General features: G+C 63.2%; 32 protein-coding genes. 18 read left to right on the top strand and 14 right to left on the bottom strand.

Annotated features, from left to right (window positions below; genetic code table 11):
• The first annotated feature begins 150 nt into the window (after positions 1-150).
• Both flaF and LMTR21_RS27030 read left to right on the top strand, forming a co-directional pair.
• Positions 151-516, top strand: a complete 366-nt coding sequence (gene flaF / locus LMTR21_RS27035) for a flagellar biosynthesis regulator FlaF (RefSeq protein ID WP_065752566.1) — start codon at positions 151-153, stop codon at positions 514-516.
• Positions 517-528: 12 nt separating this feature from the next.
• Complete coding sequence (locus LMTR21_RS27030) at positions 529-891, top strand: hypothetical protein (RefSeq protein WP_065752565.1); 363 nt, start codon at positions 529-531, stop codon at positions 889-891.
• 66 nt (positions 892-957) lie between these two features.
• Here LMTR21_RS27030 and LMTR21_RS27025 read toward each other — a convergent pair whose 3' ends face one another.
• The 4 genes from LMTR21_RS27025 to LMTR21_RS27010 form a co-directional block, all read right to left on the bottom strand.
• Complete coding sequence (locus LMTR21_RS27025; protein ID WP_065752564.1) at positions 958-1,338, bottom strand: hypothetical protein; 381 nt, start codon at positions 1,336-1,338, stop codon at positions 958-960.
• A 158-nt stretch (positions 1,339-1,496) separates the two neighbouring features.
• The gene (locus LMTR21_RS27020) at positions 1,497-1,982 is read right to left on the bottom strand and encodes a hypothetical protein (protein WP_065752563.1); all 486 of its coding nucleotides are present in this window, start codon (positions 1,980-1,982) and stop codon (positions 1,497-1,499) included.
• Positions 1,983-2,001: 19 nt separating this feature from the next.
• Positions 2,002-2,358 (bottom strand): flagellar assembly peptidoglycan hydrolase FlgJ, encoded by a 357-nt coding sequence (flgJ, locus tag LMTR21_RS27015; RefSeq protein WP_065752562.1) that lies wholly within the window; start codon positions 2,356-2,358, stop codon positions 2,002-2,004.
• Positions 2,358-3,482 (bottom strand): flagellar basal body P-ring protein FlgI, encoded by a 1,125-nt coding sequence (locus LMTR21_RS27010; RefSeq protein WP_065752561.1) that lies wholly within the window; start codon positions 3,480-3,482, stop codon positions 2,358-2,360. Before LMTR21_RS27010 ends, flgJ begins: the two co-directional genes overlap by 1 nt.
• Before the next feature lie 266 nt (positions 3,483-3,748).
• Between LMTR21_RS27010 and LMTR21_RS27005 the strand changes: the two genes are divergently transcribed.
• On the top strand, positions 3,749-4,165 hold the full coding sequence (locus LMTR21_RS27005) for a flagellar assembly protein FliX (protein WP_065752560.1): 417 nt from the start codon (positions 3,749-3,751) through the stop codon (positions 4,163-4,165).
• Positions 4,166-4,285: 120 nt separating this feature from the next.
• Here LMTR21_RS27005 and LMTR21_RS27000 read toward each other — a convergent pair whose 3' ends face one another.
• Positions 4,286-4,675, bottom strand: coding sequence for a winged helix-turn-helix transcriptional regulator (locus tag LMTR21_RS27000; protein WP_065752559.1), 390 nt, complete (start codon positions 4,673-4,675; stop codon positions 4,286-4,288).
• A gap of 114 nt (positions 4,676-4,789) precedes the next feature.
• Here LMTR21_RS27000 and LMTR21_RS26995 point away from each other — a divergent pair, with 114 nt between their 5' ends.
• The 4 genes from LMTR21_RS26995 to LMTR21_RS26980 all read left to right on the top strand — a co-directional run bounded on the left by LMTR21_RS26995 (position 4,790) and on the right by LMTR21_RS26980 (position 7,636).
• Complete coding sequence (locus LMTR21_RS26995; RefSeq protein WP_065752558.1) at positions 4,790-5,401, top strand: NAD(P)-dependent oxidoreductase; 612 nt, start codon at positions 4,790-4,792, stop codon at positions 5,399-5,401.
• Between the two features lie 200 nt (positions 5,402-5,601).
• Positions 5,602-5,967 carry an RNA polymerase-binding protein DksA gene (gene dksA / locus LMTR21_RS26990; RefSeq protein ID WP_092509290.1) on the top strand — a complete coding sequence of 122 codons (366 nt, stop codon included), beginning with the start codon at positions 5,602-5,604 and terminating at the stop codon, positions 5,965-5,967.
• Between the two features lie 63 nt (positions 5,968-6,030).
• The gene (locus tag LMTR21_RS26985; protein ID WP_065752557.1) at positions 6,031-6,816 is read left to right on the top strand and encodes a 2-keto-4-pentenoate hydratase; all 786 of its coding nucleotides are present in this window, start codon (positions 6,031-6,033) and stop codon (positions 6,814-6,816) included.
• A gap of 7 nt (positions 6,817-6,823) precedes the next feature.
• A complete protein-coding gene (locus LMTR21_RS26980; protein WP_065752556.1) occupies positions 6,824-7,636 on the top strand; it encodes a hypothetical protein in 813 nt (270 codons plus the stop codon).
• A 4-nt stretch (positions 7,637-7,640) separates the two neighbouring features.
• On the opposite strand, the gene LMTR21_RS26975 is transcribed toward LMTR21_RS26980, so the two are convergent.
• The 3 genes from LMTR21_RS26975 to LMTR21_RS26965 form a co-directional block, all read right to left on the bottom strand.
• Positions 7,641-8,057 (bottom strand): ClpXP protease specificity-enhancing factor SspB, encoded by a 417-nt coding sequence (locus LMTR21_RS26975; protein ID WP_187399203.1) that lies wholly within the window; start codon positions 8,055-8,057, stop codon positions 7,641-7,643.
• 538 nt (positions 8,058-8,595) lie between these two features.
• Positions 8,596-8,775, bottom strand: coding sequence for a hypothetical protein (locus LMTR21_RS26970; protein ID WP_141688259.1), 180 nt, complete (start codon positions 8,773-8,775; stop codon positions 8,596-8,598).
• A 49-nt stretch (positions 8,776-8,824) separates the two neighbouring features.
• Positions 8,825-9,184 carry a PRC-barrel domain-containing protein gene (locus LMTR21_RS26965; RefSeq protein ID WP_065752554.1) on the bottom strand — a complete coding sequence of 120 codons (360 nt, stop codon included), beginning with the start codon at positions 9,182-9,184 and terminating at the stop codon, positions 8,825-8,827.
• Between the two features lie 298 nt (positions 9,185-9,482).
• Between LMTR21_RS26965 and LMTR21_RS26960 the strand changes: the two genes are divergently transcribed.
• The 4 genes from LMTR21_RS26960 to LMTR21_RS26945 all read left to right on the top strand — a co-directional run bounded on the left by LMTR21_RS26960 (position 9,483) and on the right by LMTR21_RS26945 (position 12,982).
• A complete protein-coding gene (locus LMTR21_RS26960) occupies positions 9,483-9,740 on the top strand; it encodes a DUF3551 domain-containing protein (protein ID WP_065752553.1) in 258 nt (85 codons plus the stop codon).
• A 286-nt stretch (positions 9,741-10,026) separates the two neighbouring features.
• The gene (locus LMTR21_RS26955) at positions 10,027-10,989 is read left to right on the top strand and encodes a Bug family tripartite tricarboxylate transporter substrate binding protein (protein WP_065752552.1); all 963 of its coding nucleotides are present in this window, start codon (positions 10,027-10,029) and stop codon (positions 10,987-10,989) included.
• A gap of 26 nt (positions 10,990-11,015) precedes the next feature.
• On the top strand, positions 11,016-11,459 hold the full coding sequence (locus tag LMTR21_RS26950) for a tripartite tricarboxylate transporter TctB family protein (RefSeq protein ID WP_187399202.1): 444 nt from the start codon (positions 11,016-11,018) through the stop codon (positions 11,457-11,459).
• Complete coding sequence (locus LMTR21_RS26945) at positions 11,459-12,982, top strand: tripartite tricarboxylate transporter permease (RefSeq protein ID WP_065752550.1); 1,524 nt, start codon at positions 11,459-11,461, stop codon at positions 12,980-12,982. The genes LMTR21_RS26950 and LMTR21_RS26945 overlap by 1 nt, the downstream gene beginning before the upstream one ends.
• A gap of 160 nt (positions 12,983-13,142) precedes the next feature.
• Here LMTR21_RS26945 and flgH read toward each other — a convergent pair whose 3' ends face one another.
• From flgH to flgF, 4 genes are read right to left on the bottom strand one after another with little or no spacing between them, the layout of a single operon-like run.
• On the bottom strand, positions 13,143-13,895 hold the full coding sequence (flgH, locus tag LMTR21_RS26940) for a flagellar basal body L-ring protein FlgH (protein WP_065752549.1): 753 nt from the start codon (positions 13,893-13,895) through the stop codon (positions 13,143-13,145).
• A 5-nt stretch (positions 13,896-13,900) separates the two neighbouring features.
• Positions 13,901-14,989: a flagellar basal body P-ring formation chaperone FlgA gene (gene flgA / locus LMTR21_RS26935; protein ID WP_065752629.1), complete on the bottom strand. Its 1,089-nt coding sequence runs from the start codon at positions 14,987-14,989 to the stop codon at positions 13,901-13,903.
• Positions 14,990-14,998: 9 nt separating this feature from the next.
• Positions 14,999-15,787, bottom strand: a complete 789-nt coding sequence (gene flgG / locus LMTR21_RS26930; protein WP_057840377.1) for a flagellar basal-body rod protein FlgG — start codon at positions 15,785-15,787, stop codon at positions 14,999-15,001.
• A gap of 18 nt (positions 15,788-15,805) precedes the next feature.
• On the bottom strand, positions 15,806-16,570 hold the full coding sequence (flgF, locus tag LMTR21_RS26925; protein ID WP_065752548.1) for a flagellar basal-body rod protein FlgF: 765 nt from the start codon (positions 16,568-16,570) through the stop codon (positions 15,806-15,808).
• A gap of 387 nt (positions 16,571-16,957) precedes the next feature.
• Here flgF and fliL point away from each other — a divergent pair, with 387 nt between their 5' ends.
• The 4 genes from fliL to LMTR21_RS26905 are packed head-to-tail and all read left to right on the top strand — an operon-like array spanning position 16,958 to position 19,877.
• Positions 16,958-17,449: a flagellar basal body-associated protein FliL gene (gene fliL / locus LMTR21_RS26920; protein ID WP_065752547.1), complete on the top strand. Its 492-nt coding sequence runs from the start codon at positions 16,958-16,960 to the stop codon at positions 17,447-17,449.
• A 21-nt stretch (positions 17,450-17,470) separates the two neighbouring features.
• Positions 17,471-18,673 carry a flagellar motor switch protein FliM gene (gene fliM / locus LMTR21_RS26915; RefSeq protein WP_065752546.1) on the top strand — a complete coding sequence of 401 codons (1,203 nt, stop codon included), beginning with the start codon at positions 17,471-17,473 and terminating at the stop codon, positions 18,671-18,673.
• On the top strand, positions 18,670-19,110 hold the full coding sequence (locus LMTR21_RS26910; protein WP_065752545.1) for a DUF6468 domain-containing protein: 441 nt from the start codon (positions 18,670-18,672) through the stop codon (positions 19,108-19,110). Before fliM ends, LMTR21_RS26910 begins: the two co-directional genes overlap by 4 nt.
• Positions 19,107-19,877, top strand: coding sequence for a MotE family protein (locus tag LMTR21_RS26905; RefSeq protein ID WP_065752544.1), 771 nt, complete (start codon positions 19,107-19,109; stop codon positions 19,875-19,877). Before LMTR21_RS26910 ends, LMTR21_RS26905 begins: the two co-directional genes overlap by 4 nt.
• A 45-nt stretch (positions 19,878-19,922) precedes the next feature.
• On the opposite strand, the gene LMTR21_RS26900 is transcribed toward LMTR21_RS26905, so the two are convergent.
• Positions 19,923-20,288, bottom strand: a complete 366-nt coding sequence (locus tag LMTR21_RS26900) for a hypothetical protein (protein WP_057840391.1) — start codon at positions 20,286-20,288, stop codon at positions 19,923-19,925.
• Positions 20,289-20,371: 83 nt separating this feature from the next.
• Positions 20,372-20,593, bottom strand: coding sequence for a hypothetical protein (locus LMTR21_RS26895; RefSeq protein ID WP_057840383.1), 222 nt, complete (start codon positions 20,591-20,593; stop codon positions 20,372-20,374).
• 363 nt (positions 20,594-20,956) lie between these two features.
• On the opposite strand from LMTR21_RS26895, the gene LMTR21_RS26890 reads away from it, so the two are divergent.
• From LMTR21_RS26890 to LMTR21_RS26880, 3 genes are all read left to right on the top strand, one after another.
• The gene (locus tag LMTR21_RS26890) at positions 20,957-24,745 is read left to right on the top strand and encodes a hypothetical protein (RefSeq protein WP_065752543.1); all 3,789 of its coding nucleotides are present in this window, start codon (positions 20,957-20,959) and stop codon (positions 24,743-24,745) included.
• A gap of 182 nt (positions 24,746-24,927) precedes the next feature.
• Complete coding sequence (locus LMTR21_RS26885) at positions 24,928-25,242, top strand: hypothetical protein (protein ID WP_246174276.1); 315 nt, start codon at positions 24,928-24,930, stop codon at positions 25,240-25,242.
• Positions 25,243-25,388: 146 nt separating this feature from the next.
• Positions 25,389-25,625 carry a hypothetical protein gene (locus LMTR21_RS26880; protein WP_065752542.1) on the top strand — a complete coding sequence of 79 codons (237 nt, stop codon included), beginning with the start codon at positions 25,389-25,391 and terminating at the stop codon, positions 25,623-25,625.
• The last annotated feature ends 5 nt before the right edge of the window (positions 25,626-25,630 follow it).

The following is a 25,630-nucleotide window of genomic DNA, read 5'->3' as shown; positions in this document are numbered from 1 at the left end:
ATGGTGGTGAAAATATGGATTTCGCCGGGCTTCTGACACAATCGGTAACCTTCGCTAACCATATTTAAACGCGCTACCTGTATGAAAGTTGGGCAGTTTTCCTGAAGTCTCCGCGGTCGTCCTGCGAATCGCTCTCACAGAGGTTAGTGAATGTCTAATGCAGCCCAAGCCTACGCTCGCACGTCGCAAACTACATCGTCCCCCCGTGAAATCGAGGCGCAGGCGCTGCTGAAGGCCGCACGACAGCTCCAGGAGGTCCAGACCAACTGGGCTGGTCCAGGCAAGGCCATGGAGAACGCGCTGCTGTTCAATCGCCGGCTCTGGTCGATCTTCATGAGCGCGGCACAGGCCGACGAAAACCCGCAGTCGATCGAGGTGCGTCAGAACATCGCCAACATCGGTGTGTTCGTGATGAAGCAGACGGTAGACATGCAGTTGAATCCGGATCCGGCCAAGCTGAAGTCGCTGATCGATATCAACTGCAATCTCGCCGCTGGCCTGTCCGGTCGCGGCTGACCGGTCCGTAAGATGGCTGACCTCTGGAACATCATCTCAGCCAACTACAAGACGGTGGGAATGACCGTCCCGTCCAAGACTCCGTACGTGGCGGTCGATCCCAACCTCTATGAAGGTAGTTGGACGGGAAAATATGCGGACCAGAAGACGTTCAAGATCACGGTCTCTAACGTCACGGGATTTCGCGCCAAGGTGCAATACCAGAGCGGCGGCACCAACAAATATCAGGAAGTGCTGATCAAGGACAACGCGTTCCGGGTCGGTGACACCAAGTTCACGCTCACGGGCAACAATACCGCGCTGATCAAGAACGTCGTAACCGATGGCGCCAGCGGACAGACCTATCTCGACCAGGCATACGCCAAGCGTTCGTAAGCTACCGACGCATCGTGATCGCGGACCGCGTCGGCCGAGTCCGATGCCGATTCAGAGCCGAAGCGGTCAAGCCTGGCGGTCAGTGGCGCGGAGGCGCTGCGGGGCGTCCTTGGTCAGGTCGAGAGTATGGAAATAGGCCCGCCGCCTCAGCACGGCTTCCTCGGGAAACTGCTTCACGACCTGGCTCGTCTTGACGTCGACGACCTGATAGACGACGGCGCGTGCATCGCGATCGATCACGACCTGGTTCGATACCGCAGGATTCGAAATGGAAATGCGGACCGCGGCGGAATCGGTGCCGGCGCGCGCGCTTGAATCGACTGCCGAGACGCTCTGGCTCGCCGGCAGTTCGGTCGCGACCGCATGTTGTGCCGCCTCGCTCACGTGCTGAACGATCGGCGCGGCAACCGGTGCCCCCACCGGCTTGATGTTGAAATCTGTACTCATGGCAGCCTCCGGGCTTGCTGCGAGTCAAATCCAACCCCTCATCGGTTGCAATATAGCCGGGCACCCCTCAACGCGGCGTTAGGGAACACGCTGAATCCCGCTCTGACGCGGCCGCGCAAATTTAGATAAAATTGCAGAGAACCGAAAACGCGATTCACTTACAGTGAACGGCTGACCGAGAGCGGGGTGATATTGCGCGGTCCGGGCGCGGCGCGTTGCCCCGAAGCCGTATAGGTGCTCGGAATGTTCTTGCGCTGGATTTCGGTGTTGACGCCGCGCACGATGCCCTCGGACACCGCGTGCGCGGTCGCAAGCACGGTGAGATTGATCTGCAGCATGGCGCGGAAAGTGTCGTGATGGCGACGCAGGGTGGCCAGCAGTTCCGGCGACACCTGCGCCAGATATTTTTGCGCGTTCTTCAGATTCTCGACCGCGACCATGTAGCGGCGCGACAGCTCGCCCTTTTTCTCTTCCAGCCGCATCGCCTCGCGCACGCTGCCGGCGCGCACCAGTTCGGTTTCACGCTCGATGATGCCGAGCAGCGCGCTCATCACCTCCATCAGTTCTTCCGCGAGCTTGCGCGCCTCGGTCGGCGTCGAGATCGATCTTGCTGGTGCTGGCTGGGCCTGAGGACGCTGATTCATGTCGAGATTTTCCTTGTGGTCAGCCGGCGCGATTGGCTTGCTGCAGGATCAAGGTGCGGAAGACGTCGTTGGAAATGCCGATGCCGCCGGACTTGGTGAAGGACTTCGAATATTCGTCCGTCAGCATCGAGCGCCAGACGCCGGTGCCGGGCGTGTCGCCGAACGGCCCTTCGCCTTTGACGCCGGTGGTCATCTGGGAAAACATCGAGTTGAGGAACATCGACTCGAACTCTTCGGCCTTGGCGCGCGTCTTTTTCTGCGCTTCGGGCGAAATTTTCTTGAGCGCGTCGGCGAGCTGCGGGTCGTTGCGGCCGTTGATCAGCGAAGTCTTTTTCTTCGAATATGCGCCGATGCCGTTGATAAGGCTCGCGTCCATCACATCACCTCGATGTCGGCCTGGATCGCGCCGGCGGCCTTGATCGCCTGCAAGATGCTGATGAGGTCGCGCGGGCCGATGCCCAGGCCGTTGAGGCCGTCGACGAGTTGCTGCAGCGAGACGCCGTCTTTCACGACTGCAAATTTCTTGCCGTCTTCGGAAACGCTGACGCCGGTGCGTGGCGTCACCACGGTTCGGCCGCGCGACAGCGGATTGGGCTGGCTGACTTGCGGGCTCTCCGAAATCGAGACGGTGAGATTGCCTTGCGCCACCGCCACGGTAGCCACGCGAACGTCGCGGCCCATCACGATGATGCCCGAGCGTTCGTCGATCACGATCTTGGCGGCGAGATCCGGGTCTACCTGCAACTGCTCGATCTCGGTCAGGAAGGCGACGACGTTGCCCTTGAATTCGGCGGGGATCGAAAGCTGCACCGTGGAGGGGTCGATCGGCTCGGCCGTCTTGACGCCGAGGAAATCGTTGACCGCGGCGGCAATGCGCTTGGCGGTGGTGAAATCGGCGTTGCGCAGCGCCAGCCGTACATTGGGCAGGCGATTGAGCGCGAATTCGATCTCGCGCTCGATGATGGCGCCGTTGGGGATCCGGCCGTTGGTCGGCACGCCGCGCGTGACACTGGCGGCGGCGCCCTCGGCCGCGAAACCCGCGATCGCGAGCGAGCCCTGGGCGACTGCATAGACGTTGCCGTCGGCGCCGAGCAGGGGGGTAACGAGCAGGGTGCCGCCCTGCAGGTTCTTGGCGTCGCCGAGCGCGGATACCGTGACGTCCATCCGCGTGCCCTGGGTGCCGAAGGCCGGCAAATTGCCGGTGACCATGACGGCGGCGACGTTGCCGGTGCGGATGGTGGCGCCGCGGATGTTGACGCCCATGCGCTCCAGCATCGCCTGCAGCGACTGCTTGGTGAAGGGAATGTTGTTCAGCGTGTCGCCGGTGCCGTTGAGGCCGACGACGAGGCCGTAGCCGATCAACTGGTTCTGCCGCACGCCTTCGATATTGGCGAGGTCCTTGATCCGCGACGTCGCGCCCGCGGACGAGGGCGATAACGCCAGCGCCAACAGCGCGGCGCAGGCCACCCAAATCAGTCTTGCCGAACGGATGCCGGGCATCCTGTGCTCCCCTCGAGAACTTCCACCGGACCGAAGGCGCCACTCCCATGACGGCGGTCCGCGATTAACTATGCGAGCGCCGTGCCATATCGCGGTTTCGGAGCAATACCTTGATATCGCTGAATGTTCGCTGGAAGCGCGCAGCTGCGGCGGCTTCACCACGATGGGCGAAACTGCCGCATGTCGGCAGATTTTGCCGGGCCGTTTACGCGTCATTAACCATAGGAAGGCGAAGGTCTGTCGACTCTCACAACGAGATCACCACGATGCGCATCTACGGACCGAACGGCACCACGCTTGGATCGCCCGCGAGCCACACGCGGCGGACCAGTTCGACCGGCTTCTCGCTGCCGGAAACGCCGGCTACGCCCGAAGAGCCGCGCTCGGCCACAGCGCCCAAGGCCGCCGGCAATATCGATGCGCTGCTCGCGCTGCAGGGCGTCGAAGACCCGACCGAGCGTCGCAAGCGTTCGGTGGCACGGGGCAGGGGCGCGCTCGACGTGCTCGACGAACTCAAGCTCGGATTGCTCTCCGGCAACCTCGATGCTTCCACGGTGAACCGGCTGCGGGACGCCGCGGCCAACCTGAAAGCTTCCTCCGGCGATCCTGGTCTCGATGCGGTGCTCTCCGAGATCGAGCTTCGCGTCGAAGTCGAACTGGCGAAGGCCGGACAACGATTTTAGTTCCGAATGTCATTGCCCGACCGGGCAACCCAGCATTCCAGAGACGGCCGCTTCTGACCGAGAGGCTGCGGCGTACTGGATGCCCCGCTTGAAGCGGGGCATGACAGCTGTGGATGGCCTCTACGCCGCGATATCCTTGCGCGCCGCATCGTAGCGGCGTTGCGCGTTCAATACCTCCTTCAGATTGTTCTCGGCCCACTCGCGCAACGGATCGACCGCGTCGGCCAGCGTCGCGCCGAGCGGCGTGATCGAGTACTCGACCGTCACCGGCACAGTTGCGATCGCGCGGCGTCTCATCAATCCGTCGCGTTCAAGCGATTTGAGAACCTGGCTCAGCATCTTCTGCGAGATGCCTTCAATGGCGCGGCGTAACGCATTGAAACGCATCGGCTCGTCGCGCACGAGAAGCAGGATTAACACCGCCCATTTGTCGCCGACCCGATCGAGGATCTGGCGCGTCGGGCATTGGGCCGAATAGGCGTTCGGGATTTTCGAATTGGCGGCTTTCACGGCGGTTACTCCGGCGTAATCAGGTGACCCAAAAGTGCTCTCTTAACACCTACATTCTTTTCGCTATCTAGTCACCATTGGATACCACATTCGCGTATCGCAAGGGAGACCTCCATGAAAATCGCCGTCATCGGCGCGTCCGGCAATGCCGGTTCGCGCATCACCGCCGAACTCGCCCGCCGCGGCCATAGCGTGACCGCCATCGCCCGCAATCCCGAAAAGATCGTTGCCCAGGCCGGCGTCACGCCAACCAAGGGCGACGTGATGGATCAGGCTGGCCTTGCCCGGCTGGTCACCGGCCATGACGCCGCGATCAGTTCGGTCCACTTTCTGGCCAGCGACCCGGCCAAGCTGATCGCCGCCGCAAAGGAATCGAAGGTCGGTCGCTACCTGGTCGTGGGCGGCGCCGGCAGCCTCGAGGTGGCCCCGGGCGTCCGGCTGGTCACCACCCCCGGGTTCCCCGTGGCATACAAGGCGGAAGCCGAGAAGGGCGCCGCCTTCCTCGACCTGCTTCGGGCGGAGAAGGAACTCAACTGGACCTTCCTTTCGCCCTCGGCCCTGTTTGTCGCGGGCGAGCGAACCGGCAAGTTCCGCCTTGGGACCGACCAGCTTTTGACCGCCGCCGACGGTAAAAGCTCGATTTCCTTCGAGGACTTCGCAGTTGCACTCGCCGACGAAATCGAGCGTCCGGCCCATATCCGCCAGCGCTTCACGGTCGGCTACTAAAGGGCAGGCCGCCCCGATAGCTTTGCCTGTGCAAGGCCTTGGGGGCGGTACTCCCACGGGGACGTCCGATATTGTCTGTCACAACCCGCCGCTATATAAGGCCCGCGCGGACGGACAATTTTCCGCCCCGCCTTGCACGTGAAGATGGGCTGGCCTTGGAAAAGTTGAAGAATTATCGACCCTCCGAAAAAGAGCCTTTCATGAACGACCGCCAGCGCGATTATTTTCGCGCGAAGCTGCTGGCGTGGAAGGACGAGATCCTGAGGGAATCGAAGATCACCCTGCAGACCCTTCAGGAAGAGAACGTCAATCATCCCGATCTCGCTGATCGCGCCTCTTCCGAAACCGATCGCGCCATCGAACTGCGCGCCCGCGACCGCCAGCGCAAATTGATCTCCAAGATCGACGCCGCGCTGCAACGCATCGAGGACAACACCTACGGCTATTGCGAGGAGACCGGCGAGCCGATCTCGCTCAAGCGGCTGGAGGCTCGCCCCATTGCAACGCTGTCGGTGGAAGCGCAGGAACGTCACGAGAAGCGCGAGAAGGTTTATCGCGACGAGTAGGGAACCTGGCGTCTGACCGGGTGTGGTCGGCGCCGCAGGTTGCAAACGAGAAAGCCGCCGCTGATGGACAACATTCTTGCGGCCGCACAGACCATCGCCACCGCCCGTCGCAACCGCGCGCCGCTGGCCTCGCTTTCCCTTGAGCTTGCGCCCGGCGATGAGGCGGAAGGCTATCGCATTCAGCGCGCGGTCCACGATCTGCTGCTGCCGCAGGCGGGCGACCTGGTCGGTTACAAGATCGGCTGCACCAGCGCGGTGATGCAGGAATATCTCGATATCCCCCATCCCTGCGCCGGCGGCGTCTTTGCCAAGGGCGTTCACGACAGCGGTGCCAAACTGCGTCACGGCGACTACGTCCGTGTCGGTGTTGAATGCGAGATCGCGGTGCGGCTCGCGCGCAATCTTGCGCCATCGGAAGCCCCGTTCACCGCGGAGTGGGTGATGGAGGCGATCGAGGCCTATTTCCCCGCGATCGAGATCGTCGACGACCGCTATGTCAAATGGGAGACGATGGGCGCGCCGACGCTTGTCGCCGATGATTTCTTTGCCGCCGGCTGCGTGCTCGGCAAGGCGGTGGCGCGTATCAAGGCGCCCGACCTGCTCAAGGTGAAAGGCCGCGCTGTCGTCAACGGCAAGGAGGCCGGCAGCGGCACCGGCGCCGACGTGCTCGGCCATCCCCACAACGCGCTGGCCTGGCTTGCCAATCATCTCGCCGAGGAGGGCAAGGGATTGCACGCCGGGCAGATCGTGCTGACCGGGAGCCTGGTGAAAACGGTGTGGCTCAATGCAGGTGATACCGTGGAGATGGAGCTCGACGGTTTGGGCACGGTGAAAGCGTCGTTCAAGTAGATTCGTAATGGCTGAAAGCGTTCCGTCGGTTCTCGAATCAGATGCCAGAGGCGAGATCGCCGACATCTATGCCGACATCCGCAAAGTGCTCGGCACCAGCGTGGTCAACCTGATCTGGCGCAACCTCGCGACCATGCCGGGCGCGCTCGAATGGACGTGGTCGACGGTGCGGCCGCTCTATCTCGGCGATGCGCCGTTACATGCCGAAGCCGTCAGGCGAACGATCGCGCTGCCGGATTGGCCCGGCTTCTCCACCGACACCTTGCTCGCCGCCGGCGTGGACGAGACCGAACGCGTGCTGATTCGTGACGTGCTCGACAGCTATCAATATACCAATGCGCTCGCCATCGTCGTGCTCTCGGCGCTGCTGGCGCATTACGAGCCGCGCCCGGCCGATACGGTGAGGGCCGCCGAGACCGCGCCAAAACCATCCGGCACCAGGATCCCGGAACTGCCGCCGATGGATGCGCTCGATCCCGAAGTGGCGGCGCTGGTCGAGGAGTTAAATACATTCGGCGAAGACACCAAGCCGCAGGTGATCGCGAGCATGTACCGGCATCTCGCGTACTGGCCGGCCTATCTTGCGCTGGTTAGAACCATGCTAGCGCCACTGCAGCAGGACGGGCGACTGAACGCGCTCACGCTTTCGACTCGCGCGCTTGGGCATGCGCATGGTGCTGTGCTCGCGTCGCAACTGAAACCTGCGGCGCCGCCTGCTACGCTGCAGGGCGCGCTCGCATCCTGCCGTCTGTTTGTCGAGCACCCGATCGCGCGGATGAGCGGGCTTTGCGCGCTCATTCGGCGTGCGACGCCGAAGTGAGGCCTCAGCCGTCGGAACACTTCAGCTCGGACTTGTCCCAGAACGCCTTGATCGCGCTGAAGGGGACTGTCAGCCGTTCCGGATTTCCGCTGAATCGCATCAAGACGTCGAAGCGGTCGTCCTTGACGTTCAATTGGTCGAATTCATTCTGCAGGATGATGGTCATGTCGTCGGGATATTTCGACTTGAGGCTGGGCGACAGTCTCACACCATCGGCATGGGTGCGGAACGTGAGATTGACCGGCCGCTTGTCCGAGGCGAGCTTGAGCGTCTCGGCGATCCTGGAGCGCGCTGTCGGCCTGCTGCACGGCTCGGCGAACGCAGGCGAGGCGTAAATAAGAATCGTCAGGAGAAGAAGCAGTATCGCCGCTTGCGGGCCATCCGGCACGCCGCGACCTGTCGTTTCAATCACTGCTGCCACTGGAATAACTCGAGCGCCCTGCCTTCGCGAGCGAATGACAACTTGGGTGTGTGTTCGCTCACTTTTCCCGGGCGGCATGCTAACCGGTTCCCTCAAAAAAGAAAGAGGGCACAGGAGCGCACGGCTTTGGTAGCACCCGCAGCCCATGTGTATCGGCGGTAAGCATACGGTAATCATGACGGGCACCCCGGTCGGTGCTTTCTACGCAACGACTGCGTTCATGTCGTTAAGCCGGTCGTACCGCCATCGCCGGCGAACTAATAGTTAATCGAAAGTCTGATCTGGCTTCGATGTCGTGGCATGCAGCAGACCACGCGGTCTCGCCGACGGCAGCGTCGTTAACCATCGTCAGGCTCCGGCGCAATCTTCCCCGGCGTCAGTTTTCTTGCGACCTCAACTGTCATGGTCAGGGGACGTGAGAACGCGGTCTCGAACCACGGGGCGGATGACAGTCGTCGCGCATCCTTCGAAGACGCGCGCGTGCGATAGGAAAAACGCGCCATCGCTTCCGATCGACCGCCCGCAGGCTGCATCGCCGCTACAGGCTGATGACATAGGCGCTCATCGCCAGCAAAATGGCGACGCTTACAGCGATAATGATCAAGAAGAATTTTCCCATCGTGCTGCCCTTTCGAATGGTCCCAACGCGAAGCAGCCGGAATAGTTCTCTACCCACGGGAAGATGCGAGCTGGCGTTCGCGATCACGCCTGCCAGCAAAAAGGCCCGCCATCGAGGCGGGCCTTGTGAAGGGCAGGCGTGACCGCCATCAGATCGCGACGCCGTAATAGTCGTTGACAGCGCGGGTTCTGACCGGGTCGCTCCAGTTCCACGCGTTGTCGTTGCCGTAGTGCGGCGCGCCCTTGAGCTGCGTCTCCGTTACGCCGGTGACGTAGCCGCCGAGCGAGGTATCGTATTTCAGCGACTGCCAGGGCAACGGATAGTGATCGTCGCCGATGCCGAGAAAGCCGCCGAACGACAGCACGGCGTAGGAAACCCTGCCGCTCTTCTTGTCGATCATGACGCGTTCGATCGAGCCGATCTTGTTGCGATCGGCGCCATAGACCGCAGTTCCCTCGACCTTGTCGCTGCCGATCAGGTTGCCGGTTTCGTTTGCTTCCAAAGCCATGAATTTTCCTCCAGGGATTGATGGACAGCAAACGAAGGGCGTGAGGAAACGTTCCTGATTGGAAGGCTACGCGTCGTCGCAAAAGCGATGCGAGCCTCGCGAGCAGCGGAGTTCCTGCGTTACGTTTTGAACAGGCGCATTGCCAGTCGAGTATTCCGGCAATTGCTCGCGGAGCGATGAGATTTGCGGTGCAGCTACATCGCGCCATCACCTAACAGTGACGCGCGCGGTGTGAAATAGCTCACGCGGCGCTTCCGAGATCGGCGCAACGAATGCCGCATTGGCGTAGGAGGGAAACATGCGTATCGTATTTGTTGCCTTCGTGACATCGGCAGTTGTCTTGCTAACCGGCATGAGCGCGGCCTCGGCGAGGGATTATCCTTATTGCATTCAAGGTGACGATTTCGCCGGCGGGATGGGCGAGTGCATCTACTCGACCAACGCGCAGTGCCAGGCCGCGGCTTCGGGCCGAACGGCTTCCTGTACAGAGAACCGCAATTTCGGCGCCAACGCCGAGCTCATCGACAAGAACCGCTCGCGTCGTCGTCCGCACTGAAGCCGGACGCCGCGACAGGCATTCGTTACCTTCGCGATGATCGGTCAAAAGCGACCACGGCCTCCGCCAGGGGAGCTGACGGAGGCCGTGTTGAACATCCCCGTCGCGCCTGGTTCGCAACGAGATGTGGGAGCTCGGGAGAAGAGAACGGCAGCGGCACGTCCATCGCCTGCTGGCTGTCGCGGGCATGGAGCCGCCGCAGGGCTTTCCCCTGCGGGGCTCGGCTGTTATTATCCCCCGAAAGAGAGCCTGAATGGCCCACGAGACGACACTGGGAGGATGACGGATGGCAAGGACATTGGTGACGATGGCCGGCGCTGCCGCGCTGGCCGGGGTGCTGGCTGCTTTATCGGCGCCGGCGATGGCGCAATATCCCGACCGCCCCATCAAGATGATCGTGCCATGGGCCGCGGGCGGCGATACCGACAATATCTTCCGGCCGTTCGCCGCCGAACTCCAGAAGCACATCGGCCAACCCGTGGTCGTCGCCAATGTCAGCGGCGCATCCGGCACCACCGGCGCGCGCGAGGCCAAGGCCGCGGCGCCCGATGGATATACGGTCTACGCCGTGCACGACTATATCCATCTGACGTTCTACGCGGGCATCAGTGATGTCAAATACAGCGATTTCGAGCCGATCTGCCTGGTCTCAGCGACACCTTCGGTGCTGACCGCGAGCGCCAAAACGCCCTGGAAGAACTGGCAGGAACTCGCCGACGACGCCAAGAAGCGCCCGGGCGAGATCACGGTCGGCGCCACGCTCGGTTCGACCAGCCATATCTTCCCGGCAATGATCGAGAAGGCGGCCGGCGTGAAATTCAAGTTCGTGTCCTACGACGGCCTGGCCCCGCGGATGAACGCGCTGCTCGGCGGCCACGTCAATCTCACGGACTCCAACCTGACGCAGAAGGGCAAGGTCGAAGCCGGCGTGCTGCGCTACATCGCGATCGCGAGCGAGAAGCGCGATCCGGAAGCGCCCGACGTGCCGACGCTCAAGGAGCTCGGCATGAACATCGTGTACGAAGTAGCGCGCGGCATCTTCGTCCCCAAAGGGACGCCGGCACCGGTGCGCGTCAAGCTCGAGGAGGGCTGCGCCAAGGCGACCAAGGAGCCGAGTTTTGCTCAAGCGATGAAACTGCAGGGCACCCGCGTGGCGTTCCTCAATGCCAGTGACTATGCGCAGTTCCTCGCCAAGATCGACAACGAGAACAAGGTTGTCATGACCGATCTCGGCCTGATCAAGAAATGAGTATCGGCCGCGATGGAATTACCGGATTGATCCTGCTCGCGGTCAGCCTGTTCCTCCTGGTCAAGTCCTTTCAGCTTCCGTCCCTTCCCATCGTCCCGGTCGGGCCGGGCTTTTACCCGGCCATCGTGCTGTCGTTGATGGCGGCCGCGAGCGCGCTGCTGGTCGTGCAGGACCTCCTGAAGCGCCGCGCGCCGGCCGACGCGGGCGACGCGCCGCGACGAAATTATCGCCTGGTCGTGATCGCATTCGCGATCGTCGGCGCCTATGTGGCACTGCTGCCGCTTTTGGGATTTCGCATCGCCACGGTCTTGTTCGTCGGCGCGTTGCAGGCTGCATTGGATCGCCCGCGAACGGTGCGGCAATGGGTTGTGCTCGCCACGATCGCGCTCGGCACCGCCGTGATAAGCTATTTCATCTTCGAACGATACCTGCTGGTGCTGCTGCCACGCGGTGCGTGGACGGGTTTCTGATGCTCGATTTGCTCTGGAGCGGCCTCGTCAACATCGCCCAGTGGAAATACCTGTTGCCGCTGTTTGCCGGCACGTTCATCGGCGTGGTCGGCGGCTCTCTTCCGGGCGTCACCATCACGATGACTGTCATCGTGGTGCTGCCGTTCACCTATGGGCTCGATCCGCTGGCGGGCCTTGCGGCGATGACCGGCGTCTATGTCGGCGGATCGACCGGCGGCCTCATCGCCTGCTGCCTGCTTGGTATCCCCGGCTCGCCTTCTTCGATCGCCACCACGTTCGACGGCTTTCCAATGGCGCGTAATGGCGAGCCGGGACGCGCCATCTGGCTCGGCGTCTGGGCTTCGGTCTGGGGCGGCTTGCTCGGCGCGTTGTTCCTCGTGTTTCTCACCGGGCCGCTTGCGGCGATCGCGCTGGAATTCGGGCCGTGGGAGTACTTCTCTCTGTTCGTGCTCGCGATGGCGATGGTCGCGGGTCTCAGCGAATCGTCGCTGCTGAAGGGACTGATCTCGACCGCCATCGGCTTGTTGATCACGGTGGTCGGCCACGATCCGATCGGCAGCGTGCCGCGCTTCACCTTCGGCTCGGCGTTCATCGGCGGCGGCTTTCCGTTTCTCCCGGTGCTGATCGGCATTTTTGCCTTCGCGCAGATCATGACCGATCTGGAGAAGCTGAATTCGCCGCGCAGCGACGCGCTGCAATCGCTGGCCGGGGTCAGGCTCGAGCGCTTCTCGCACCTCAAGGTGAACCTGGAAATCTTCAAGCAGCCATTCCTGCTCGCGTGGTCAACGATCGTCGGGCTGATCATCGGGATACTGCCTGCCATCGGCGGCAGCGCATCGAGCGTCATGGCCTATGACCAGGCCAAGAAATTCTCGAAAACGCCGGATCGCTTCGGCAAGGGCCATCCCGAGGGCATCATTGCCTCGGAAGCCTCGAACAACGCCAATGTCAGTGGCTCGCTGATGACCATTATGGCATTCGGGATTCCCGGTGACGCCGTCACCGCCGTGATGCTCGGCGCGATGACGATCCACGGCATTCAGTCGGGACCGCTGTTCATCTCGCAAAACCCCGATATCGCCTATGGCATCTATGCGGCCTACATCCTGGCGCATCCCTGCATGCTGCTGATCTGCCTCGCACTGATGCCGCTGATGCTGCGCGTGACGTCGGTGCGGATGGCGGTGCTGGCGCCGGTCGTGCTCGTGCTCTGCGTTGTCGGCGCCTACGCGCTTAACAACACCATGCAGAGCGTCTACGTGCTGCTGCTTTTCGGCGTCATTGGTTACGTGCTGGTCAAGCTCGGTTTTCCGCTCGCGCCCCTGATCCTCGGCTTGATTCTCGGCGACCAGATCGAGATCAACCTTGTACGTGCGATCATGACCGACGCGAATCCCTGGCTCTTCCTGACGCGGCCGATTTCCGGCCTGCTGCTGCTGGCGGCGGCGACCTCGGTCGGGCTGGCCATATGGCAGCATTGGCGCCACCAGACCAGGATGGCTGAGGAAGAGCCGGATTTTTGAACAGAGGCGATGGTACCCTTTGGAAATTGCGACAGCGAGGTCGCCATTCCTGGCATTCAGCCAAACGACCACGGCCTCCGCCAGGGGAGCTGACGGAGGCCGCGTTGATACACTTCATCGCGCCTAGGTTCGCGATGGAGTGTGGGAGCTCTGAGAAAAACTAGAACGGCAGCAGCACGTCCATCACCTGCTGGCCGTAGCGGGGCTGCTGCACGTCGGTGATCTGGCCGCGGCCGCCATAGGCGATGCGGGCCTGCGCGATCTTGGTGGAATCGATGGTGTTGTCGCTCTGGATGTCTTCGGGGCGGACGATGCCGGCGACGATCAGTTCGCGGATTTCGAAGTTGACGCGGATTTCCTGTTTTCCCTCGACCACGAGATTGCCGTTCGGCAGCACCTGCGTTACCACGGCGGCGACGTTGGTGGTCAGCGACTCCTGGCGATTGACCGATCCCTTGCCGTCGCTCGATGACGTCGAGTCCGTGGTCAGGATCTTGCCGGGCAGGATCTTGTTTGCCTGCGTGATCGTCTGGGATCCGATGAAGTCGGTGATGCCGGAGTCTTCCTTGGCGGAGCGGCTGCGCTGGGTCTCGTTGGACAGGTTGGCCTTGTCGGTAATGTTGACGGTCACCGTCAGCAGATCGCCGATGCGGGCGGCGCGCTGATCCTTGAAGAACGCGCGGCTGCCGTTCCGCCACAGCGAGTTGGCGTTGTAGGAGGCCTGCTCCGGCTTGGGCATCGGCATCTGCACCGGCTTGTAGCCGGGCTGCGTGGTCGGGTTTTCGATCTCCGTCAGCTTCGGCTTCTCGCCGATCTGGGAGAGACGGTCGATCGAGGAACAACCGCTCGCGGCGGCGGCCAGCGACAGCACGGCGCCGGTGAGGATGATGCGGTTGAGGCGGGGAACTGACATTTACATTACTCGGCTTTTGAAGCGGCTGGCGAACTGACGGTGGCGACGGCGATGGGAGCGGCAGGGCTGAGCGAGGAGGTGGCGTCGCTAGTTTGCGCCGGGCGGGAGGCCACCGGCGTAATCGAGACGGGGGTAATGGAGACTTGGCCGCGGCCGATCACGGTGCCGGACACAGTACGCTTCGACTGCAGGTTCATGACGCTGACGACGTCGCCCTCGGTGCCGTTGTCCAGCGCCTTGCCGCGCATGGTGAGATAGATACCGGTGGTCTCGTAAATCAGCGTGACGTTCTGGTCGCGTTGCACCAGATCAGGCTTGGCGAGATCCGCGGTCTTGATCGCCTGGCCGGCGCGGAGCTGGCGGCGCGCCTGCATGCCCACGGCACGATCGCGCGCGGAAGCATCGGTGCCGACTTCCGCCTTCGGGCGGCGCTCAACCACCACGTCGGATGATTTCAGGACTTCATTGCGCTCGACATTGCGCGTCAGCACCGCGGCTTCGACGGTCTCGATCGCCGTGCCGGTGAAACGCAGCTTGACCGGCGCCGTGCCGTTCTCATTGGTGATTTCAAACGTGACGTCGAAGCGGCCGTTGCGGTTGTCGTAACGCACGATCGTCGCCTGCGGGCTGCCGCTGAAGCCGGAATCCAGCCTGACGTCGCCGGGATCGCGGTCGAAGGTCAGCGCCAGGTTGGCGGCGTCGCCGAGGCCATTGCGGCGCTCCAGCGCGCGCGCGACCTGCAGCTCGATGTCCTTGCCTTCGAGCGTTCGGGCCAGCCGCGTCACCGAAATTTCCTTCAGCTCCCGGGTGTCGACGCCGATCACATGATGGGCGCGCAGGGTGTTGAGCACCTGCGCCACCGGCAGCGCGCCGGTGGTGCCAAGATCCGGCGCGCGGTAGATCGCGATCTGCCCCGCGCTGCCGGCATTGTCGATGACGTCGCCGATCCGCACCAGATCTCCCGATACCTGCACATTGGCGCGCAGCACGGGCGCGGCGATCACGTTGCGGTTTGCAAAGGCGTCCTGGGTCTGTGCGGTTGCGCTCGATGCGGCGATCAGGGCAGCGGCCAGGAGGAGGGGGCGGGTGATCATGATCATTGCTCAGCGGAACATGTTGGAGGTGGATTGCAGCATCTGGTCCGCCGCGCTGATGACCTTCGCATTCATTTCATAGGCACGCTGGGCGGCGATCAGGTCGGAGATTTCAGTCACCACCTCGACGTTGGCCTGTTCGAGGTTGCCCTGCTGCATGTCGCCAAAGCCGTCGGTGTTGGCGACGCCGTCCTGCGGCGTGCCCGAGGCCGGGGTGTCCGTGAACAGATTGTCGCCGATCGGGTTGAGGCCGGCCTTGTTGATGAAGCGCGTCAGGCCGATCTGGCCGACAAGCGTCGGCGTGGTCGAGCCCGGCAGCATCACGGTGACCTGACCCTGCGCGTTGATGGTGATCGCCGAGGAATTCTGCGGGATCGTGATCGTCGGCTGCACCGGGTTGCCCTGGGCGGTGACGACGCGGCCCTGCGCGTCCATCATGAACGAGCCGTCGCGAGTATAGGCATAGGTGCCGTCGGGCACCTGGATCTTGAAGAAACCTTCGCCGCGGATGGCAATGTCGAGATCGTTGCCGGTCGGCGACAGCGTGCCCTGGCCCATCAGACGCGGCGTGCCGACGGTCTTGACGCCGCCGCCGATGTCGACACCGACCGGCAGGATGGTGCCCTGGTCGGAAGCCTGCGCGCCGACGCGGCGCACATGGTCGTAGATCAGGTCCTGAAACGCAGCCCGCTGCTTCTTGTAGCCGGTGGTGCGCATATTGGCGATGTTGTTGGAGATCACCTGAACGTTGAGTTCCTGTGCCGCCATGCCGGTCGCTGCTGTGTAAAGTGCGCGCATCGATCTATTCCTTGAGCGTTATGCCGGAACGTCGGCGAGTTTCTCGACGGCGGTTCGGTGCAAGTCGTGCTGCTGTTGCAGCATCGCCGAGATCTGCGTGTAGGTACGCGTGATCTCGATGAGGCGGCTCATTTCGTGGACGGAATTGACGTTCGACTTCTCGATGTAGCCCTGGTTCACCCGCGAGGTGATGTCGGGCTGGGGTACGATGCCCTGGCCTGCGGAGTAGAGGTTGCCGCCTTCCTTCACGAGCTTCTGCGGGTCGGCAAAAGAGACCAGGCGCAGCTTGCCGCGGACCGTGTCGGTGCGGCCGGTGCCCTCGACGACCGTGATGTTGCCGTCGGCCGCGATGTTGATCGACTTGTCGGTCGGCTGGAACACGATCGGGCCGGATGTACCCTGCACCAGATCGCCGCTCGCAGTCACGAGCTGGCCCTGGTTGTTGATCTGCAGGCCTCCGTCGCGGGTGTAGCGCTCGCCGGCCGCCGTCTGCACCACCAGGAACGCCTTGCCGTCGATCGCAATGTCGAGCGGGTTCTTGGTGTGCTCGGAGGGGCCGGCCGCGAAATCGTGATAGGTGGCGCGATCGTGCACGAACGAGACGCGGCGGTCGGCGTGCATGAAGTTGTCTTCATGCGCCGGCGAGCGCAGATATTCCTCGAACAGCGACCGGTCGGCCTTGAAGCCGGTCGTGTTGATGTTCGCGACGTTGTTGGCGACGACGTCCAACTGCCGTTCCAACGTCATCTTCCGCGATAGTCCGACGAGAAGCATATTCTCCATCGGTGGTTCTCCCCTTGATCGATCCGAAACTGGCTCTCCCAAGCCCGTGGTCCGGATCCGTCGTAAACCTTTGGGCTCTCCCAAGCCGGCAGGTCACGCCGTTTACTCAGCGAAAGCCGTGCCAAGTCGGGAAGTGCTGAATTTTTAATGGGTTAGGATATTTTCGGAACGCGGCGGGGGCGGCAGAAAGGTCTTGTTGACCATGTTTGCCCGGCAGATTTTTCCTACTTGGGCGCGAATGGAAAGGTTCCGTTAACCATTATTACCCTAGCGTTGCACCTGTAGAGAGCGCGTGTGCGCTGGCGGCTTTTGTTTCGCGTTGTGGGGCATCGTTACCCAGGCTGGTGGCAACCGCGTTCGTTTTTCGGAATCGAAGCGGGCGGGGCGATGGCTGATAACGAGCAGGCGGAAGGCGCAGACGGCGCAGAAGCCGCAGCGTCGAAAAAGGGCAAGCTCAAGCTGATCATTGCGGTCGCCGGATTCGTCGCCATCCTTGGCGTCGGCGCGGGCTGGTTCTTCCTGATGCGCGGCCATGGCGAGGAGAAGCACGCCGAAGCGCCGCCGCCAAAGCCGCCGTCCTTCGTCGAAGTGCCGGACATGATGGTCAATCTGGTCGGCGCGCCCGGCGAGCGGGTGCAATATCTCCGCGTCAAGGTCGTGCTCGAGATCAAGGAAGAGAAGCAGGTCGAGCAGATCAAGCCGAACCTGCCGCGCGTCACCGACCTGTTCCAGACCTACCTGCGCGAATTGCGTCCCTCCGACATCAACGGTTCGGCCGGGCTGTTCCGCCTCAAGGAAGAACTGACCAAGCGGGTCAACAGTGCGGTGGCGCCGCAGCAGGTGAGCGCCGTGCTGTTCAAGGAAATCGTCGTGCAGTGATGATGGGACGGATCTAGCATCATGGCCGGCAACCAAGACCAGATGGACCAGGACGCCATTGCCGCGCAATGGGAAGCGTCGCTGGATTCCGAGGACCCCACGGCGGCGGCCGAAGAAGCTGCCGCCAACGAACTCTCCGAAAGCATGGCGCTGCAATGGGCGGCCATGGTCGAGGATGGCGGCCGCGAATTCGGCAACAAGAATTCCGGCGAGCGGGTTCTGTCGCAGGAAGAGATCGACAATCTGCTCGGCTTCACCGTCGGCGACGTCAATCTCGACGACCATTCCGGCATTCGCGCCATCATCGATTCCGCGATGGTGTCCTACGAGCGTCTGCCGATGCTCGAAATTGTGTTCGACCGCCTGGTGCGGCTGATGACCACGAGCCTGCGCAACTTCACCTCCGACAACGTCGAAGTCTCGCTCGACCGCATCACCTCGGTCCGGTTCGGCGATTACATGAATTCAATTCCGCTGCCGGCGGTGCTCTCGGTGTTCAAGGCCGAGGAGTGGGAAAATTTCGGCCTGGCGACGGTCGATTCCAGCCTGATCTATTCGATCATCGACGTGCTGCTAGGCGGCCGCCGCGGCCAGACCTCGCTGCGCATCGAGGGGCGGCCCTACACCACGATCGAAACCAACCTGGTCAAGCGGCTGGTCGAGGTGGTGCTGGCGGATGCCGAGCAGGCGTTCCGGCCGCTGTCGCCGGTGACGTTCTCGATTGACCGGCTGGAAACCAATCCGCGCTTCGCCGCGATCTCCAGGCCCGCCAATGCCGCGATCCTGGTGCGGCTGCGCATCGACATGGAAGACCGCGGCGGCAATATCGAGCTGCTGCTGCCCTATGCGACCATCGAGCCGATCCGCCCGGTTCTGCTGCAGATGTTCATGGGCGAAAAGTTCGGCCGTGATCCGATCTGGGAAGGGCATTTCGCGACCGAGGTGGCTCAGGCCGAGATATCGGTCGATGCCGTGCTCTATGAAGCCGACATTCCGCTCAAGCATCTGATGAAGCTGAAGGTCGGCGACACCCTGCCGCTGGAGATGCGTCCCGACGCGCTGGTCTCGGTCCGCTGCGGCAACGTCACGCTGACCGAGGGGCGGATGGGCCGGGTCGGCGACCGCGTCGCCATCCGCGTCACCAAGCAGTTGCGCAAACCCAATACCACCTTCGCGATGTTCGAGAAGGCCGACGAGCAAACCAAGTTGATGGAGGCACAATGAGTCATTCCCTTGGCATTGTAATCGAGAGTCTGGTGGCGGTGCTGCTGGTGCTCACGATTGCCTACTGCATGCTGCTCAACAAGCGGCTGAAGCGGCTGAAGGCGGACGAGCATTCGCTGAAGGCCACGATCGCCGAACTGATCACCGCGACCGAAATCGCCGAGCGGGCGATCGGCGGCCTCAAGCACACCGTGCGCGACGTCAATGAGAATCTCGGCAGCCAGCTCAGCGCGGCGACGCAGATGGCGGGGCATCTGAAGAACATGCTCGCCGAAGGCGACGGCGTCATTCGCCGTCTGTCCAAGATCGCGATCGCGGCGCGGCCCTCGCAGGAGGCCGAACCCGCAGCACAGCCCAAGGTCTCCAGCGCCAAGGCGGTCGCCGCGGCAGCTGAAGCATTCTCCGAGCGCCGAAGGGCGAGTGGCCTCGCCGCATGAAGTCGTTTCGCGATATCCGCGTCATTCCGGTCGTGCTGGTCGCGATCTTCGGCCTTGCAGTGCTGAAGGTCGCTGGCCTCGTGATCGATGGCGGATACGTGTTCGATTATCAGATCAGCCAGCCCGCCAAGCGTTCCTGGGCGCAGGACAATCTGGGTTTTCCCGGCGGCTCAAGGCCCGATACCGCCGACATCACCGGTTCGGTCAAGAAGGAGGAGGCACCGAAGCCGGCCGCGCCGGCTACCGAGGCGCCCAAGCACGACGGCGTCGTGGTGTTTCCCGACCAGAATCCGCAATCGGTGTCGGCGTCGGAGCGCGCCATCCTGGAACGGCTGCAGGCGCGGCGCCAGGAACTGGAGCAGCGCGCGCGTGAAATCGAAATTCGCGAGAGCCTGTTGAAATCCGCCGAGAAGCGCATCGAGGGCCGCGTCGAGGAGGCGAAGGCCACCGAGGCGCGGATCACGACCGCAAGCGGGCAAAAGTCCGAACAGGACGCCGCCCGCTTCAAGGGCATCATCACCATGTATGAGGGCATGAAGCCGAAGGACGCCGCCAAGGTGTTCGACCGGCTGGAGATGTCCGTGCTCTACGAAATCGCCTCCCAGATCGCGCCTCGGAAGATGTCGGACATTCTGGGCTTGATGCAGCCGGAAGCGGCCGAGCGGCTGACGGTCGAACTGGCCCGCCGCGCCGGCACCGATAAATCCACCTCCACGGCCGAACTGCCGAAGATCGAAGGCAGGATCCTGCCGCAAAAGCCCAACTAATGCGCTTTGCCGATAGATCGGCAAAGCGCATCGGCGCTACCCCGGTCAGAATCTGCGCGGCCCCGATGAGACAAACGAACGGTGGGCTACCGAAAGTGCGCCACGCTCGTTGGTTTCAAGGGCGATCTTCTGCGCCAGCATGACATCGCCCGCGACGAGATCGCCATCCGGAACGAAGCACCATTTGCAGACGTGGTGACCCGTCTCGCTGAGTTCCTCGATGTTCGTCTGCGTGCCATGATGGATCCGATACCGCGTCCCGGTTTGGCTGCCGATGACGTCGAAATATCGGAATCGCTCGTAAGAGGCGCGCTGCTTCGGCGAGAGCCACTCCTTGAGAAGCGTGAGGGCTCTCGCCTCGGTTTCGAAGCGGAACGTCTTGCTGCCGGAACCGGATCGCGCCACGACCAGCGAAAGCGCCGAAAGCAGCGCCGTGCCGAGCAACGCGAGGACGAACGAGCATACCGCAAGCGCGATCTGCTGGGTCACGGCCGTCAGCCGCCAACGAGACGCGGATAAAACAGCGTTTCCTCCGCTGTCGGATCGAAGGAGCGGATAACCCGTTGTTCGCCGGGCCCCGATCGTACCGCTGCCGTAAAGCCTGCGCCGGTCAAATCCCTGAACCGCCGCTCGGCCTTTTCGACTTCCGCGCGATCATGGATGTCGAATGTATGCCGGGTGTCGCCAGTACGATCCATCACGATCTGGGTTGCCATTTCACGCACTCCGAATTGACTGCCTGAGGCAGGTTTGGCGACTCGGGAAGCGTTGGTTGACTTTGCCGGCCCCGCATCCCGGGTCCATTGTTTCCCTAAGACGGGATGGCTGATGTTAGTTCCATCCGTCGTAAGATTAATGATCCAGATCAAGGCGCGGGACGGCGCCATGGCGATAGCCGCAGCCCCGAGGCGTGTGGCGCTTACTGGGGACCTGGGAAGGGCTCAACCCGGCTCCCGACCGCCCCTTCAACGAAATCAATAAGTTGACGTTAACAAAGCCTTAAGCCGGCCAATCCAAGATTCAAACCTGCGGGCGAGAGCGCTTCGCCGCTGAATTCACTGAGGTACGAGATCTTCTGGATGGGGCGAAGGGCTGCCGCTGAAACTGGATCGCCGGACCGCGCATTGGCGCGGGCGGCGCAGCGTTGCCTTAATTTTCTCGGCCAGCCCCTTGCTGTTGCTTTGTTATTCGCCGGTCTGACGTTCTCGCAAGCCTGCCAAGCCGACGATCCCGTCCGGGGGGAGGCGACGTTTACCTCCGCAGGTGGCTTCGCCCGGCTGGTGTTGAGGCTGGCGGAAGACGTCGAATCCGACGTTTCGACCGCCGGTTCGATCATCATCATCCGCTTCAAGCGCCCGGTGGACATTCCCGTCGACAAATTGTCGGACGCCGTGCCCGATTATGTCGGCTCGGCGCGGCGCGATCCCGACGGCACGGCGATCCGGCTGTCGCTGGCGCGGCGGGCGACCGTCAATACGATGACGGCGGGGGAACGGATTTTCGTCGACTTCCTGCCCGATGGCTGGACCGGTCCGCCGCCGCCGCTTCCTTCAGCGGTCGTGCGCGAACTGGCGGAGCGGGCGCGGGCTGCCGAGCGCGCGTTGCGCGCGCAGATGGCGATCAACGCCGCGAAGAAGAGGCCGCCGGTGCGTGTCCGCGCCTCGGTGCAGCCGACCTTCGTCCGCTTCGTGTTCGAGATGCCGGATGGCGTCAACGTCTCGTCGGTGCTGAACGAGCAGAAGCTGACGCTGCAGTTCAACAGCGTGCTCAATTTCGATCTGGCAGATGCGAAGGTGGCGGCGCCGCCGAACATCGCCTCGATCAATCAGCGGGCCGATGTCGATTCTTCCGCAGTCGACATCGTGCTGATCGGCGAGGTCGATGTGCATTCCTTCCGCGAGGAAAAGAACTATGTGATCGATGTCGGCTTCCAGCAGCCGGAAAAGGCCGCCTCGGCGGAGCCGCCCGCTGCGGCGAAGCCGGTCGTGCCGCCGGCCAAGCCCGGGCCTGCCGCGCGGATGTCACGCGACAAGGCGCTGAAGGAAGCGCCGCCGCAGCAGCCGGCGGAGATTCCGCCTGCTACGTCGGAGATGATTGCCGAACAGGCCAAAATCGAGATCAAGCCCGCGCATGTAAGCGACGCGCCGCCCCCGGCGGAGGCGGCAATGGCTGCCGTCGAGGCGCCGCCTGCCAACGCCATTCCCGCGCCCGAGAAGACGGCCGCCGCTCCGGAAAAGCCGCTGCCTCCGGTCGAAGCTGCGAAAGTAGCGCCGCCCGAGCAGGTGCAGGCCGCCGCCGCGGAAGCGCCGAAACCCGTCGCGCCCAAGCAGGCGCCACCTGCTGCGGAGCCGCCGATGAAGGCTGGAGCAGCGGCGTCCGGTCCGCCGCCGGAAAGCGGCGCCAAGGACAAGACCCCCACCGTCGAGGCGAGGCGCGACAGCGACGGCCTGCGCGTGACGTTCTCCTTTGCCGCGCCGACCCCGGCTGCGCTGTTCCGCCGTGCCGATACGGTGTGGCTGGTGTTCGACCAGACCAAGCCGGTCGATATCGAACCGATCCGCGCCAAGGGCGGCGCCATCATCGGCGATGTGGTTCGGCTGTCGCTGGACAAGGGGCAGGCGATCCGTATCCGGCTCAACCGGCCGCAGATTCCTTCGCTCGAAAGCGAAGGCCGCGCCAACGGCGCCGAGTGGACGCTGATCTTCGCCGATCGCGGCCAGACTCCGCCGCTGCCGCTGACGGTGCTGCGCAACATCACCGATCCCGCGCTCGCCAGCGTCACGGTGCCGCTGGCCAATCCCGGGGCGATGCATCGGCTGGTCGATCCCGATGCCGGCGATACGCTGCTGGTCGTAACCGCGCCGCCGCCGACCCGCGGCCTGATCAAGCGGCAGGATTTCGTCGAATTGTCGCTCCTGGAATCCGTGCATGGCGTGGTGGTGCACCCGAACTCCGACGATATCAGCGCCGAGGTCGGCGCCGACAAGGTGATGCTCGGCCGGCCCGGCGGATTGACGCTGTCGTCCGCCGACGTCGCGGCCGAACGCGCCACCGCGGCAGTGAGGCCGCTGTTCGACGCCGCTGAATGGCGCAAGAACCGGGAAGAGAAATTCCTGCCGCGGCTGGATGCGCTGATCAAGGCGGCTGCCGCCGCGGGACCTGAGCAAAAGGCGCAAGCCCGGCTCGAGCTTGCCAATTTCTACATGTCGCGCGGCATGTATCAGGAAGCGAGAGGGGTGACCAACCTCATCCTCTCCGACACCAATCAGGGCAATGAAGATGCCACCGTGATGATGGTGCATGCGGTGGCCAGCATCCTGATCGGCCATCCCGAGCGCGCGCTCAAGGATCTTGCCAGTCCGGCGATCGGCAACGGTTACGATTCCCAATTGTGGAAAGGGTTCGCGTTTGCCCGCCAGGAAAAATGGGCCGACGCGCGCGAGAAGTTCAAGAACGCCGAATTCTCGATTGCCGCACTGCCGCTGGAGCTGCAGCGCATCGTCACCGCGGACGCGATGCGGGCTTCGCTCGAGGTGAAGGATTATGGCGGCGCCTCGCGGCGGCGCAGCGAGCTCGAGGTGATCGGCATTCCCACCGAGATGAAGCCCGAGATCGCGGTGCTGCGCGGGCGGCTTGCGGAGGCGCTGGGGCACGACAAGGACGCGCTCGACGCCTACCGGTTTGCGGCACAGTCCAGCGACCGGCAGGCGTCGGCGGAAGCGAGGCTGCTGCAGGCCCTGCTGCGGCACCGGCGCGGCGAACTCGGCGAGGCCGAGTTGACGCGCGAGCTGGAAATATTGTCGGTCATCTGGCGCGGCGACGCGATCGAGTTGAAGGCGTTGAACAAGCTGACGCAGCTCTACTCGGAAAACGGACGCTATGGCGAGGCGCTCGCCGCCGCCAAGACCGCAACCAAGCTGCAGCCCAACTCCGAAATGTCGCGGCAGAGCCAGGATGTTGCGTCCGCGCTCTTCACCGAAATCTATCTCGGTCAGAAGGGCGACGACATGAAGCCGGTCGATGCGCTCGCGATGTTCTATGAGTATCGCGAATTGACGCCGATCGGCCGGCGCGGCGACGAAATGATCCGGCGGCTGGCGGACCGGCTCGCCTCCATCGATCTGCTCGACCAGGCCGCGGAACTGCTGCAGTACCAGGTCGACAAGCGCCTGGAGGGAGCCGCGCGGGCGCAGGTGGCGGCGCGCCTTGCCATGGTCTACCTGATGAACCGCAAGCCCGATCGGGCGATCACGGCGTTACGCCTGACGCGGATCTCCGATCTCTCAGGCGAATTGCGGCAGCAGCGCCTGCTTCTCGAGGCTCGCGCCCAGAGCGACGTCGGCCGCCACGACCTCGCGCTCGACATCATCTCCAACATCACGGGACGCGAAGCGATCCGCCTGCGCTCGGACATCTATTGGGCGTCGCGGCAGTGGCGGGAAGCTTCCGAACAGATCGAACTGTACTACGCCGACCGCTGGCGCGATTTCAGGCCGCTGAACGCCGCCGAGAAGAGCGACATCGTCCGTGCCGTGGTCGGCTATGCGCTGGCTGAGGACGCGATCGGCCTGGCCCGTTTCCGCGAGAAATACGCGCCCCTGATGACCGGCGAGGCCGACAAATCCGCGTTCGATACCGCGAGCAAGCCGGCCACCTCCAACAGCGCCGAATTCTCGCTAATCGCCAAGATGGCCGCCAGCGTCGATACGCTCGACGGTTTCATCCGCGAAATGAAGACCCGCTTCCCGGACGCCACCGCCCGCGCGCCGCTGACGCCGGAAATGTCCAGGAATGAGCCCGTCCACACCGGCGTCTTGCCGGCGATCGCCGGGGTGAGGCGGATCGATCTGACGAAGCAGTCGAAGTAGCGGATTTGGCCGCAGGTTCGGCCAATTTTTGACCAGTTGACGCATTAGGGAAGACGTCAGCGCCGCTCCGGCGCTTTTCTGCAATCGTCTCCAGCTAGCCGTCCAGAACTGGCCGTCCGATGCCACTGACCCGGGACCGAATTATAGGGCACGACAACGAACGCCTGGCGTTCAGGTTCACCATGTTGCACGACGCGGATACGGTCGAGTGCCAGATCAGTGATGCTGCGATGGACATCCTCGGTGGCGTCAAGGGGACCGAGAGCATGGCAAGACAGGCGCAGTTCCTGTCGCTGCGCGACGCCGTCGAGGGGCTAGCATCCGATCTTTTCGACAAAGGACCGTGCGTGAGGGGACAGGTCGTCAGGATATTCACCAAGCACGTTCAGAAAATGCCGCTGACGGACCCGATCGCGACCGGCTCGGAGTCCGCCCTGGATCAGGCCGCTTCGCTGCGGGTCCTCGCCGAAGCGCGGCCGGCGAGCGCGGCGCAATAACGCGCCAGGCTTTTGTTGGATGCGAGAACGGCCGCAAGGCAGCAACTGCGTCCGTGTGTCCTATCGTCTCCTCGCGTCACCCCTCGACAGATGCGCGCCAAAGCGTCACCCTGCGGGCAAGCAACCCGCCGGAGGACGCCTTCACGATGAGCAAGCCCGCCAAAACCGAAGCCGAACTCATTGCGATGGCGCGAGCCGAGTTGAAGGTCCATGTCGATTGTCCCGACGGCATTGAGATCTCCGTGATCCGCGACGGCAATAGCTGGGAATTCCGCGCCAAGGCCGACGAGGCCACGATCGCCAGGCCCGGCTATCCCGAATGCGTCGCCATGCTGGTTCAGATCGGCGACCACCTCTGCAAGCAGTATGATTTCAGGGAGTGAGGGGG

Origin of the sequence: Bradyrhizobium paxllaeri (genome assembly GCF_001693515.2) — a bacterium.
Lineage (GTDB): Bacteria > Pseudomonadota > Alphaproteobacteria > Rhizobiales > Xanthobacteraceae > Bradyrhizobium > Bradyrhizobium paxllaeri.
This window is presented reverse-complemented; position numbering and strand designations above follow the sequence as displayed.